This is a genomic window from Lentzea sp. NPDC051208, from assembly GCF_040682435.1.
Lineage (GTDB): Bacteria > Actinomycetota > Actinomycetes > Mycobacteriales > Pseudonocardiaceae > Lentzea > Lentzea kristufekii.
This window is the reverse complement of the sequence record NZ_JBFBAW010000022.1, coordinates 53,594-65,853: the sequence shown is the minus strand read 5'-3', so window position 1 is coordinate 65,853 and position 12,260 is coordinate 53,594. Positions and strand designations below refer to the sequence as shown.

Here is a 12,260-nt window from a genome sequence, read left to right as displayed (position 1 = left end):
AGGGCCTCGTCACCACCGACGACGTGCTCGAAGCCATCCGGGAGTACTACTTCGACGACGCCCCGGACTCCGCGGGCAGCTGGCTCCTGGGTCCGCTCGACGCCGGACGACAGGCCGTCCGGTGTTGTGAACGAGGCATTCGGGAGCGTCAGTGTGCACGCGGGGCCGCGGACGCTGATTCGTCCTTCGGCACCAAGGCCGCGGCGAAGCGCGTCGCGACCTCCGCGACCGCGGCACGCAGTTCGTCTCCACCCTGGACCCGGAAGTCGAACGGCACGGCTGCGAGCCACTCCTGCGCGTACATCGCGGGATTGCTGGTGCTGCCGAGGAGCACGCACCCTTCCCCCGACGGGTGAAGCCGTCCCATGGGAGGCCGGATCCAGGGTGCCACCTCGGTCAGCGGCGCGTCGAAGACGACGTGGGTGGGGAACTCGCAGCCCGTGCCCAGGTTCTCCTCCAGCGCCGCGACCGGGTCGAGGTCGTCGGGTGGCACGAACTCGTGCTCGGTCTGCCCGACCGTGCGGATCCGGTCGATTCGACAAGTGCGGATCGCGTCCGCCCGATGGGAGTGGCACAACAGATACCAGCGCCCGTGGCGGACCACGACCGCCCACGGGTCCACTTCGGACTTCCACGCGTTGCCAGCCTCGCTCCGGTACGCGATCAGCACCCGGCGCCTGGCCGCGACGGCGGCGACCAGTGCGCCGGTGAGGGCGGGATCCGGGCTGGCCGAGTGCCGGTCCGGCGCGGCTGTGGCGTGCTCGCGCAGCGCGGCAGCCTGGCGGCCGACGTTCTCGGGCAGCGCCTCGACGACCTTGCCGAGCGCCGCACCGACCGGGTCGCCGGCTTCGGTGGCGGCCGGCTGGCCGTCGAGCACCGCCATGACCAGTCCCAGCGCCTCGGCCTGGGTGAACACGATCGGCGGCAGCTTCGTTCCGCGCCGGAGCCGGTACCCGCCGTGCGGGCCGCGAGTCGACTCGACCTGGATGCCCGCCTCTCGCAGGATCCCGATGTAGCGGCGGGCGGCGCGCTCCGTGACGCCCAGGCGCTCGGCGAGCTGGCCGGCCGTCGTGCCGGGGCGCGTCCGGAGGATCTCCAGGGCGCGCAGTGCCCTGGCGGTAGGGCTGAGATCGCTCGGCACTCGGGCAGGGTAGGAGATCACCCCGGCAACCGGAAGCAGATCGTCCGGAATTGGCTCTAGCGTGACGACGCACAGCGGCGACGACGCCGTACTGAAGAGGGAGAACAGCTCGTGGACATCCTGCTCATCGCAGGCCTGTGGCTCGACGGATCAGCCTGGGACGACGTCGCGTCAGCACTCCGGTCGCTCGGTCACCGGCCCGTGCCGCTGACCCTTCCCGGCCAGGGAGACGGCTCTGCCGCCGCCACACTCGACGACCAGGTGGCGGCCGTGCTCGACGCCGTGGACGCGACCTCCGGCAAGCCCGTGGTGGTCGGGCACTCGGCCGCCTGCACCCTGGCCTGGATGGCCGCGGACGCGCGGCTGGACAAGATCTCCGCGGTCGTGCTCATCGGTGGCTTCCCGGCCGCCGACGGGAAGCCCTACGCCGACTTCTTCGAACTGCGGGACGGCGTCATGCCGTTCCCCGGCTGGGCGCCGTTCGAAGGACCGGACTCGGCCGACCTCGACGAGGAGGCCAGGCGCACGTTCGCCGCCACCGCGATCCCCGTTCCCGAGGGTGTGGCCACGGGCATCGTGCGGCTGACCGACGAGCGACGCTTCAAGGTTCCCGTCGTGGTCATCTGTCCCGAGTTCACCCCCGCCCAGGCCGAGGAGTGGATCGACGCGGGTGACGTGCCGGAACTCGCCCGGGTCGAGCACCTCGACTTCGTCGACCTCGACTCCGGCCATTGGCCCATGCACACCAAGCCCGCTGAGCTCGCCCGGCTCCTCGCGGCGACCGGCACGGCCTGATGCACGCGTAGTGGTCGCACTCGCCTTCCAGCGCGCGTCATGCGGTTGCTTCACATCGATCGGCGGCGATCCGCGCCAGAGTGCGGTGGCAGACCTTGCCGGTGCGGCCGACCGGCAGTTCGGGCACGGCGAGCAGGAACTCGGGCAGCTTGGGCTTCGCCAGTCCCCGTGCGGACAGGAACGCGGTGAGGCCGGGAAGGTCGAGGCTCTGTCCATTGCGGATGGTCACGACCGCGCAGAGCCGTTCGCCCATCTCGATGTCCGGCACCGGCACGCAGGCGACCTCGCCGACGGACGCGTGGGCGCCGATCGCCAGCTCCACCTCGGCGGGACTGATCGTGTAGCCGCCGCGGATCACCACGCGTTTCGCCCTGCCGGTGACGTGCAGCCGGCCCGCACCGTCGAAGTGGCCGCGGTCGCCCGTGCGCACCCAGCCGCCGTCGAGGCGGTGGCGGGCGTCCGACTCGGGCGCGCCGACGTGGCACAGCGGCGTCATCGGGCCCCGCGCGCAGATCTCGCCGTCGACGATCCGGATGTCGCACACCGCGGGGTCCGGGACGCCCGCGCCGTTCTCCGGGGTCGTCGTGTGGCAGTTCACTCCATCCGACGAGCCGTACACGGTGATCATGTCGACGCCGAACCGCACGCGGCACGCGGCGAGGGTCGCGGGCGGCAGCGCGTCGCCGCTCGACACCAGCGCGACGAGGCTGGAGAAGTCGGCGTCGGCGGGGTGGTCCGCCAGCCGGTGCCACATCGTCGGCACCGCGAACACGTGCGTCGGGCGGTGCTCGGAGATCAGCCGCAACGCGGTGTCCGGTGCGAACCGCCGGGTGACGATCAGGGTGCCGCCCAGGCAGCACAGCGTGATCGGCACTCCGAACGAACCGAACGACGAGGTGAGCGAGACGAGCACCAGGTCGCGGGGAGCCGGGTGCCCGCGGTGCAGGGCTCGCACGTAGTTGGCGCGCCCGCCGGCGAACGCGTTGTGCGAGTACGCGACCATCTTCGGTTCGGCCTCCGAGCCGGACGACAGCAGGATCTTCGCCGGCGCCTCCGGGTGGGGTCGTGCGTGTTTCGCGGTGCTCTCCCTTCCGCTCACGACCCCGTCCGCGATCAGCGCGCTCGCGCCGGCGCGGGAGAGCAACGCGTCGGCGCCCGCGGGGAGCGGTAGCACCACCGCGCCGACGGCCAGCACCGCCAGTTCGGCGACGACGGCGGCACGTCCGTCGGGTTCCCGCACGCCGATGATGTCGGTGGTGCCGTACGGGAGCCGCGCGGCAAGCGCTTGCACGAGCTGGTCCAGCTCGGCGTAGGAGAGTTCGCCCTCGTCGTCGATCAGCGCTGTGCGGTCGGGATGTTCCCGGACCCGGTCGCGGAACAGCGAGTGCAGGTCGCGGTCCGGGCAGTGCCCTCGGGCGACCCAGTCGCGGCGTAGCCGGGCGGGGACCAGGTCGCGCAGGACCGTCCCGGTGGACGACACCCACGTCATGACGTGAACTCCCACGGCGAGCGGACCAGGACGCAGTCGTCCCTGACGAGGGCACGGGCGAAGCGGGGGTCCGCGGCGAGCGCCGCCAGGTGGTCGCACACCGGCACGGTCAGCGGTTCGGCGCATCGGCGCCGCGCGCGGGCGTTCATCCTGCTGGCCGCGGACAACAGCGACGAGTCGGCCCCCGTGGCACCGCGGGCCAGCGCGGCCACGACGCCGTGCGCACTCACCACTCCCCCGAACACGTCGACGATCGTCATCAGTGACGGCGGAACCCCGCTGTGGGCCTGCACGACGAAGTCCGTGCCCAGCGGCGGGTTCGGGCCCAGCTCGGCACCCCAGCCCGACGCGTGCGCGTACACGATCCCCGGCCGCACCCTCGCGAGATCGGCGTGCCGCAACGACCACTGCTCCGACTTGCCCGGCGCCCAGTTGTGCAGGAAGACGTCCGCGGTCGCCGCGAGATCAAGTGCCTCCCTCCGCCCGCCGGCAGTGCCCAGGTCGATCTCGACCACGTCCTTGCCCCGGTTCAGCGCGAGGAACCGGGCCGACGTGCCACCGGCCATCGGCGGCACCCAGCGTGACGGGTCACCGCCTGGCGGCTCGATCCGCAGCACGGTCGCGCCGAGCAGTCGCAACAGGTGCCCGGCCAGTGGCCCCTGCACCCGGCGGCACGACTCGAGCACCACCAGCCCTGACAACGGGAGCAGCCCGGAGGGCCTGCCACGCGGGTGGCCGCCACCCGCACCGCTCAGCACGAAGGCGGGCAGGTGCTCGACCGGCTGGTCCGACACCCGCACGAGCGTCATGCCGGTGCCGCGGGCGACATCGGCGATGCACGCCATCGGCTGTGCGGCGAGCACCTCGGCCAGCAGGGGCAGCGGACAGGTCGCGGTCGCGAACCGGTGCAGGAACGGCCGCCACCCGCGGGACACGGCACGGTCGTCCGCGCTCAACGCGGCCCAGAACCGTTGCCACACCGCCGGATCGAGCGTCTCGATCTCGAACGCGATCCCCTCCGCCGAGTGGAACGGCGGCCCGCCAGGCGAGTGCGGTTCAGGCGGGTCGTCCGCCGTCGCCGCCGCGAGGTACTGCGCGACGGCGAGCAGGGCGGCCTGAGCCAGCGAGGTGGACACCGCGTGCAGCGGGATTCCCCGCGCCTGGGCGAACGTCAGCGCGTGGGCGCCCAGCTCCGCCAGTTCCGCCGCGACGATCGAGGCGTAGTCGAGGCCGAGCGGCATCGGTCTGCCGAACCGGCGGCCGTGCACGTGCATGATCCCGCACGCGGCCTGCACGTCCTGTTCTCCCGCCAGCGGCAGGCCGACCGGCCCCGCCACGGACACCACGTCGAGCGAGAGCGTCACGCGGGCCGCCTTCCGTGCACCGAGTAGACGACGCAGGAGGAGGCGCGGAACCGCGGGTCCGCCATCACCGCGCGCACCCCGGCGAGCTCCTCGTCGGTCATGCCCGCCGCGATCAGCTTGTCCCGCAGGTGATGCGTGTGGTGCACCAGCAGCCGCACACCCGGCGACCCCGCGCGCCACGGGACCAGCGCGGGCACCGGGTCGACGTCGACGAGCCCCGCCGCCACCATCGACGCGGCGGCCCGCCTGCCCCACGTGCCGTCCCCGCCCGCGGCGCGGAACGTCCGTTCCTTGGCTGCGAGGAACGTCTCGTAGAGCTCGGCCGCGCGTTCGTCCGGCGCGAGCAGCACCGGGCCGTAGGAGATGTCGAACTCGTCGACCTGCAGCCAGCCGCCGGGTTTCAACGCGCGCACCAGCTTGCGCAGCACGGCCTCGCGTTCCGGGATGTGCTGCAACACCAGCCGTGCGTGGATGAGATCGAACTCGTTGTCCGGCAACGGGTCGTGCACGACGTCGTGCTGGAGGACCGTGAGCCCGCGTGCCGGTGTGACGTGCTCGGGCTTGATGTCGGTGGCGAGCACCGAGCCGGCGCGGGCGGCGAGCCAGTGTGCGACGGTGCTGCCACCGGCGCCGACCTCGAGGCAGCGCCAGCCCGGACCGACACCGGTCTCGGCCAGCCGTGCCAGCGTGATCGGGTCGTACGCCTCGCTGAGACACCGGTGCTGTTCGGTCGCGTGCACGCTGTGGTTGTCGAAGACGTAGGTCGTGGTCACGTCCACCTCCCGGGGCTGTTCGTGTCGGCGGCGCCCACCAGCCGCGCCAGCAGTTCGAGTCGCCGCACCTTGCCGGTTCCGGTCCGCGGCACGTCGTCCCAGCGCAGCACCACGGGTTCGGCCATCAGCGGCAGGTCCGCGACCGCGAACCGCCATTCGTTCAGGTCCAGCTCGGTGTCGGTCACCACCACGGGAATCGGGCGTCGTCCGGACGCGGCGAGCAGGACGCACTCCGCCACGCCGGGCAGCCGGTCCTCGACGGTGTCCTCCACGGCGAGGCAGCTGAGTCCTGCCACCGTGTCGACCTCGCGGTCCAGCAGCGTCACCGCGCCGGTGCGGCTGACGATGCCGAGGTCACCGGTGTTCCACCACGGCCCGGCCGCCTTGGCCTCCCAGCGGTCCTGCTCCCCGACGTAGCCCGCGCACCGGGCGCGGGTGCGTGCGAGCACGAGCCCCGCGGTGCCGCGCGGCACCGGCTCCAGCGTCTGCGGGTCGACCACGCGCAGCCTGGCCATTCCCGGCATCGGCCTGCCGAGGTCGCGGGTCGTGTGCGCGGTGCGCCGGGTGAGGAACCGGAACGACAGCGGTCCGGTCTCGGTCTGCCCCCAGCCCTGCATCCACAGTGGACGCCGGTGGTGCGACGCGTGCAGCATCGTTCTGATCACCGGTGGGTGCATCGCGTCGTAGGTGCTGACGAACCGGCGGACCGCGTGGAACGGGTTGTCCGGCCCGGCGGCGAGCGACCGCCAGCGCACGTAGGCCGCCGGCAGCGCCTCCAGCACCGTCGGCGGGTGCGCTGCGAACATCCGTGCCGCCGAGGAAGCATCGCTCAGCATCACGATCTCGCGCGGCGCGAGGCACAGCGCTGACGCGGTCCAGCAGAAAGTGCGGCCGTGCGCGTACGAACTGGCGTTGCCCATCACGTCGTCGCGCCGCGTGCCGATGACGGGCCACCGCACCGACTCCGGCCGCGCGAGCCGGTCGATGATCGTCCTGGTGGTGTGCACGACGAGCTTGGGCAGGCCGGTGGTGCCGGAGGTGTGGTTGATGATCAACGGATCGTCGTCGTGCCTGCGGTGGGGCGAGGGTGGCCGGGAGGCGGCGAACTCGTCGATCCGCAGCACCCTCGGGGCGCTCATCTCCCGGTCGGTGACGACCAGCGCCGGATCGAGGCGCTTCACCAGGGTCTCCAGCGTGTCGCCGGGCAGGTGGCCGGACAGCAACGCGGGCACCGCGCCGAGCCGCACCGCCGCGCACGCCAGCAGGTCGTAGTCCCAGTGGTTGCGCTTGACGACGGCGACCTGGTCACCGGGCCGCACCCCCGCCTCGTGCAGCCACCCCGCGGCGCCGAGGACCAGATCGGCGAGCTGCGCGACGGTGTACGTGTCGCCGCCGCCGGGTGCGATGTCGAACGGCCGGTCCAGGCGCACGATCGTCGCCGCGCCGGAGCACTGTTCGAACAACGTGCCCATGTCGTGTGGCTTCACACCCGCTCCTCCTTCCTCGTCAGGCGATGCGCCGCGCGCAGGCCGGACCGCACCGCCGCCTCGCTGCACGGGCTCAGGTAGACCCAGTCACCGGCGTAGTCGACGACCCCGCCCAGTCCCGCCTCGAACTCCGGGCGCAACGCGAGCGCCCGCGGGGTCGCCTCGGGCAGCGCGTGCCGGAACCGCCGCACGATCGCCCTGCCGGTCGCCGCGCGGAGACCGGGCACCAGGCGTTCGGCGGCGTCGACCAGTCGCGCCGCCACCTCCGCGTCGGGTGCCGCCAGCAGTTCCCCCGCGACCGACGGGTGAGCCATGACCGTGACCAGGCCGCGGTTCTCCGGCGCGCGACCGGGATGCTTGAGGTGGTCGAACATGATCGTGGACACCGTGCCGTTCTCGGCGGTCGGGACGAGCACCGCGTAGTCACGACGGCCCAGCGGACGGTCGAGCAGCAGGTGCGCCTTCACCACCGAGGAGAACGAGCACGCGTCGATGAACTCCGATCCGTGCTCCGGGTGCACGAGGCGAACCACCGGGGCGGGTACGGCCAGCACGACCGAGCGGGCACTGATCTCGTTGCCGCCCAGGAAGATCCGCGCCGAGGAACCGTCGTCGACCACCCGGTCGACCGGAGCGGAGGTGGTGACGTCCACCCGCGAGGCGAGCGCGCGGGCGAGCGTGTCCATGCCGTCGCGGTAGGTCCGCCAGGCCGACGCCGGGCCGATCGAGGTGAGCAGCGCGAGGAACGGCGCGATGGCGGACCGTCCGGGGTCCCAGCCGAAGAACCCCGACACGACGGGCTGGCACAGGTAGTCCAGCAGGTCACCCCGGCACGCCTGCGCGACCGTGGCGTGCGACGAGTCCTCCGGGCGTTCCAGGTCGAACCGCCCGCGCAGCAACCGCAGCAGCTCCAGCCGGGCCCGCACGGACAGTCCTGCCCCGCTGAGCAGCCCGCGGGTGCTCGCGACCCCCGGCCGCGCCCGGCCGCGCCACATCGCGATGCCCCGCCCGATCCTGGGCACCGCGCCGCGGTCGATGCCGAGCTCTGCCAGCAGCCTCCACGTCTCCGGGTAGCCGGTCTCCGGGATCTGCTCGGCGCCGGTGTCGATGAGGAAGCCGTCCTCGCGCACCGTCGTCATCCGGCCGCCCACGACCTCGGCCGCCTCGAACACCCGCACCTCACGGCCGGAGGCCCGCAGCGCGAACGCGGTGGTCAGCCCCGCGACGCCGGCGCCGACGACGGCGACGTCCAGGTCGGTCACGTGAAGACCACCAGGTTCACGACGACCAGTGCCAGCACGGTGATCCGGTGGACGCGGATGCCGAGCATCCTGGCCCGCAGGATGTCGTGCTGGGCGAACCCGATCCACACCTGCCTGATCCGCAGCAGGATCGTCGGCAGCAGCGCGAGCGGGAACCACCAGGGACCGCCCAGCACGGGCACCGCCGCGATCAGCGCGACCTCGGCCGCCGACACCGCGATGACGAAGAACATGTTGCCGCGCGGTGAGGTCAGCGCCGCCACGGTGGGCCTGCCGACCGACCGGTCCCCCGCCACGTCGTTGGTGTTGGAGTACACGCCGAACAGCAGCGGTCCCAGCCCGAACAGCAGCGCCTGGGCCAGCACGAAGCCGTCGATGCGGCCGGTGGCGAGGCCGTACGGCGCGAGCACCAGCGCCCAGCCGAGCCCGGCGATGAAGAACTCCTGGAAGCCGTGGTAGCTCAGCTTCACGCCCCACGAGTACTGCAGCGAGAAGAAGTACGTGACGGCGATCAACGCAAGAGTCCACAGTGGAGTGTGTGGTGCGATCGCGATGGCGGCGAGCCAGAGCAGCGCGCCGATCACGCCGGTGACCCAGGCGAACCGCAGCACCTGGTCCTCGGTCAGCGTGCCCGCCACCAGCGGCTTGCGGTACCGCCTGCGGGCGAGGTCGTCCGGCGAGTAGTTCGTGACGTCGCTGCCGTCCCGGTACCCGGTGAGGTCGTCGAGCGCCACCATCGCGGCGATCACGAACACCTCGCCCAGCAGGAACACCCCGGTGGTGGTGAGCACGCCCGCGTCGAACCGCAGCGCGGGGACGAGCAACGTCCACACCACGACCACGCCGAGGTAGTAGTCGAGGATGTCGAGCTTCGCGAGCCGGAAGTAGGCGGTGCCACGCGTGCGCGTGGTCGCGGTGAACGTCGTCATCGCCGGTCCTCCAACGCGATCAGCGCGGCGAACGAGCGGTCGCCGCCGTAGGTCAGCTCGTGCCGTTCGACCAGCCGGGAACCCGGCAGCAGGGCGAGGTAGTCGCCGAGGTCGCGCAGCCGCGAGTACCGGCCGACCGGGATGTCCGCGTGCTCGTACTCCACCAGCACCAGGTGCCGTGCCGCGCCCGCGATCGCGCGGCACGCCCTGGCGATCTCGTCGTCGTCCAGCACGTGCATCAGCACCCACACGCAGACCGCGACGTCGAACCTCTTGTCCCGCCACGGAAGCCGCTGGACCGCGGCCTGCCGGAACTCGACGCCCGGCAGGTGGGCGCAGGCCGCGCGGGCCAGCTCGAGCATGCGCGGAGTCATGTCGATCGCGGTCACGGCGTCGGCCTGCGCGGCGATGGCCGGGGTGATCCTGCCCATGCCACAGCCGATCTCCAGCGCCGAGCGGATCGGGCCGAGCGAACGCAGGTGGTGCGTGACGAGCTGACGGGTGCGAACGGTCGTGGCCTCGGCGAGCTCGACCGGTTGCGAGGCGCGCATGACACGGGTCAGTCCGGGGCGGTCTGCCCGCCTGCGCCACTCGTCCGCGATCTCGTCCGGTGCGGGAACCTGCGTTGCCTGGACCTTCATCAGGACTCCTTGGCGAATCGGCACACCGCGTCCGCGATGTGTTCGACCTGCGCATCGGTCAGATGCGGGTAGATGGGGATGGCCAGCGTGCGGCGTGCGGCCAGATCGGCGGCCGGCCAGGAGCCGCCGCTGGCGTACGGGGCGAACGCGGGTTGGCGCGGCAGTGCCGCCGGGTAGTAGACGTGCGATCCGATGCCTTGTGCGGCAAGGTGATCGCGCAACGCGTCCCGGCGTTCGGCGAGCAACGAGTAGACGTAGTAGCACCGGCCGTCGCTGACAGGTGGCGGCGCGAGCACCCCGCAGCCGGCCAGTTCGCTGAAGCGTTCGGTGTAGTACTCGCCGATGCGCGCCCGCCGTTCGAGCCGTTGGGGCAGCGTGGCGAACCGGTGCAGCTGGAACGCGGCCATGATCTCGTCGAACCGGCTGTTGTAGCCGATGCGGTGGTGCACGAACCGCGTCCTGCCGTCCTGGCCGTGGTTGCGCAGCATCCGCACCACCGCGCCGAGTCCGGGGTCCGCGGTGACGACCATGCCACCCTCCCCCGGCATGCCGAACGTCTTGACCTGCACGAACGAATAGACACCCGCGTCACCCCACATGCCGGCGGGCGTGCCGCCGAGCACGCCGCCCTGCGCGACGGCGGAGTCCTCGAGCAGCCGGACGCCCGCGTCGTCGGCGATCGCGCGGATCGCGGGCATGTCGGCCATCACCGAGAACATGTGCGCGGGCATGATCACCTTGGTGCGCGGCGAGATCAGCCGCTCGATCTCGGCGGGATCGGCGACCATCGTCCACGGGTCGACGTCGGCGAAGACCGGGACGGCGCCGAGCATCGCGGGGGCGGCGGCGAGCGGCGCACAGCCGAACGCGGGCACGATCACCTCGTCGCCGGGGCCCACGTCCATCGCACGCAGCACCAGAGACAGGGCCGCGGTGCCACTGCCGCAGGCGATCGCGTCGGCGGCACCCACCGAGTCGCGGATCACCTCCTCGAACCGGGCGGTGTGCGCGCCGAGGATGAACTTCTGCTCCGGCGCCGATCCGATGTTCTCGACGATGTCCAGCAATGCGTCCCGCTCGCCGTCGAAGAGGTCGGGCGGGAAGAACGGCAGGGTCATGATCGACCTCGGTAGAAGTCACGAATGGAGCCGCACACCTTTTCCACGTCCGCTGTGGACATGTCGGGATAAAGAGGAAGTGCGATGGTGTGCCGGCACGCGTCCTCGGCATTCGGGAAATCACCGGAACGATGTCCCAGGTCGCGGAAACAAGGCTGCAGGTGTAGGGGCACCGGGTAATAGACTTCGGTCTGCACGCCCTGCGCCGACAGGTGCGCGGCCAGGTCGTCGCGCGCCTCGACTTCGATCACGTAGACGTAGAACACGCCACCTGGACGGGCCGCGGGCAGCTTGCGCACGCCGGGCAGCCCTGTGAGCGACTCCGTGTAGTGCGCCGCGAGCAGCGCGCGGCGGGCGATGTCCGCTTCCAGCCGGGTGAGCTTCGCGAGCAGCACCGCGGCCTGGATGTCGTCCATCTTGCTGTTCATCCCGGGCAGCCCGGTCTCGGTCGAGATACCGGGGAAGTTGTCGATCGTGCGCCCGAACCGGCCGTGGTGGCGCAGCGCGTCGACCGTGCCGGCGACGCGCGGATCGTTCGTGAGCACCGCGCCGGCGTCACCGATCGCGCCCAGCGTCTTCGTCGGGAAGAACGACAGCACGCCGCCCGCCCCGAGCAGGCCGGCATGCGTGCCGCGGTGCCGCATCCCGATCGCCTCGGCGCTGTCCTCGACCACCGCGAGACCGAGCCGCCCGGCGACGCCGAGCACCCCGTCGACGTCCGCGAGCTGCGAGAACAGATGTACCGGCATGACGAACCGGGTGCGGTCGCCGGCGACGTCGGCCACCGAGGCGGGGTCGATGCCGTACCCGTCGGGCTCGATGTCGGCGAAGACCGGCCGGCCGCCCGCGAGCACGACCGACGACGCCGATGCGACGAACGAGAAGGCGGGAACGACCACCTCGTCGCCCGGCCGCAGACCGGCCGCCCTGAGCAGCAGCACCAGCGCGTCCGTGCCGCTGTTCACCCCGATGACGAAACGGGCGCCGGTGTAGGCGGCCAGCGCGGACTCCAGTTCCGCGACCTTGTGACCGTGCGAGTACTTGCCGTTCTCGATCACGTCGACAATGTTCCGTCGGGTCGCGGGCCACAGTTCCGAGAATGTGGCCGATTGTGTGTGGAAAGGGATCGACAGCGTACCCACCTCCGCGGCGAATGATCGTTTCCGAGCGTAGGGCAGCCGATCAGGACGGCGATCGGGTTCACTCTTCCTGGTCAAGAAGGAGTGGCGGGCATTGACACCGGAGGCCCTCCGGCTAGCGT

General features: G+C 71.9%; 11 protein-coding genes. 1 reads left to right on the top strand and 10 read right to left on the bottom strand.

Annotation, left to right across the window (positions count from 1 at the left end):
- Window positions 1–148: 148 nt before the first annotated feature.
- Window positions 149–1,141: a WYL domain-containing protein gene (locus tag AB0M48_RS38250; protein WP_363851813.1), complete on the bottom strand. Its 993-nt coding sequence runs from the start codon at window positions 1,139–1,141 to the stop codon at window positions 149–151.
- Between the two features lie 111 nt (window positions 1,142–1,252).
- Between AB0M48_RS38250 and AB0M48_RS38245 the strand changes: the two genes are divergently transcribed.
- Complete coding sequence (locus AB0M48_RS38245; RefSeq protein WP_363851810.1) at window positions 1,253–1,936, top strand: alpha/beta fold hydrolase; 684 nt, start codon at window positions 1,253–1,255, stop codon at window positions 1,934–1,936.
- 37 nt (window positions 1,937–1,973) lie between these two features.
- Here AB0M48_RS38245 and AB0M48_RS38240 read toward each other — a convergent pair whose 3' ends face one another.
- The 9 genes from AB0M48_RS38240 to AB0M48_RS38200 are packed head-to-tail and all read right to left on the bottom strand — an operon-like array spanning window position 1,974 to window position 12,141.
- A complete protein-coding gene (locus AB0M48_RS38240) occupies window positions 1,974–3,425 on the bottom strand; it encodes a class I adenylate-forming enzyme family protein (RefSeq protein WP_363851808.1) in 1,452 nt (483 codons plus the stop codon).
- Window positions 3,422–4,789, bottom strand: a complete 1,368-nt coding sequence (locus AB0M48_RS38235) for a CoA transferase (RefSeq protein ID WP_363851806.1) — start codon at window positions 4,787–4,789, stop codon at window positions 3,422–3,424. The genes AB0M48_RS38240 and AB0M48_RS38235 overlap by 4 nt, the downstream gene beginning before the upstream one ends.
- Window positions 4,786–5,568, bottom strand: coding sequence for a class I SAM-dependent methyltransferase (locus tag AB0M48_RS38230; RefSeq protein WP_363851803.1), 783 nt, complete (start codon window positions 5,566–5,568; stop codon window positions 4,786–4,788). Before AB0M48_RS38230 ends, AB0M48_RS38235 begins: the two co-directional genes overlap by 4 nt.
- Window positions 5,559–7,034: a class I adenylate-forming enzyme family protein gene (locus tag AB0M48_RS38225; RefSeq protein WP_363851980.1), complete on the bottom strand. Its 1,476-nt coding sequence runs from the start codon at window positions 7,032–7,034 to the stop codon at window positions 5,559–5,561. Before AB0M48_RS38225 ends, AB0M48_RS38230 begins: the two co-directional genes overlap by 10 nt.
- Before the next feature lie 11 nt (window positions 7,035–7,045).
- Entirely contained in the window at window positions 7,046–8,311 is a 1,266-nt protein-coding gene (locus AB0M48_RS38220; protein ID WP_363851800.1) for an NAD(P)/FAD-dependent oxidoreductase, read from the bottom strand.
- Complete coding sequence (locus AB0M48_RS38215; RefSeq protein WP_363851797.1) at window positions 8,308–9,240, bottom strand: UbiA family prenyltransferase; 933 nt, start codon at window positions 9,238–9,240, stop codon at window positions 8,308–8,310. Before AB0M48_RS38215 ends, AB0M48_RS38220 begins: the two co-directional genes overlap by 4 nt.
- Window positions 9,237–9,881 (bottom strand): class I SAM-dependent methyltransferase, encoded by a 645-nt coding sequence (locus AB0M48_RS38210; protein ID WP_363851794.1) that lies wholly within the window; start codon window positions 9,879–9,881, stop codon window positions 9,237–9,239. Before AB0M48_RS38210 ends, AB0M48_RS38215 begins: the two co-directional genes overlap by 4 nt.
- On the bottom strand, window positions 9,881–10,999 hold the full coding sequence (locus AB0M48_RS38205; protein ID WP_363851791.1) for a DegT/DnrJ/EryC1/StrS family aminotransferase: 1,119 nt from the start codon (window positions 10,997–10,999) through the stop codon (window positions 9,881–9,883). Before AB0M48_RS38205 ends, AB0M48_RS38210 begins: the two co-directional genes overlap by 1 nt.
- On the bottom strand, window positions 10,996–12,141 hold the full coding sequence (locus AB0M48_RS38200) for a DegT/DnrJ/EryC1/StrS family aminotransferase (RefSeq protein ID WP_363851788.1): 1,146 nt from the start codon (window positions 12,139–12,141) through the stop codon (window positions 10,996–10,998). The genes AB0M48_RS38205 and AB0M48_RS38200 overlap by 4 nt, the downstream gene beginning before the upstream one ends.
- Between the last annotated feature and the right edge of the window lie 119 nt (window positions 12,142–12,260).

Bases quoted from the DNA above. Each gene is read 5' to 3' on its own strand.
- AB0M48_RS38210 (WP_363851794.1), bottom strand. From the start codon at position 9,881: ATGAAGGTCCAGGCAACGCAGGTTCCCGCACCGGACGAGATCGCGGAC.
- AB0M48_RS38215 (WP_363851797.1), bottom strand. From the start codon at position 9,240: ATGACGACGTTCACCGCGACCACGCGCACGCGTGGCACCGCCTACTTC.
- AB0M48_RS38205 (WP_363851791.1), bottom strand. From the start codon at position 10,999: ATGACCCTGCCGTTCTTCCCGCCCGACCTCTTCGACGGCGAGCGGGAC.
- AB0M48_RS38225 (WP_363851980.1), bottom strand. From the start codon at position 7,034: ATGGGCACGTTGTTCGAACAGTGCTCCGGCGCGGCGACGATCGTGCGC.
- AB0M48_RS38240 (WP_363851808.1), bottom strand. From the start codon at position 3,425: ATGACGTGGGTGTCGTCCACCGGGACGGTCCTGCGCGACCTGGTCCCC.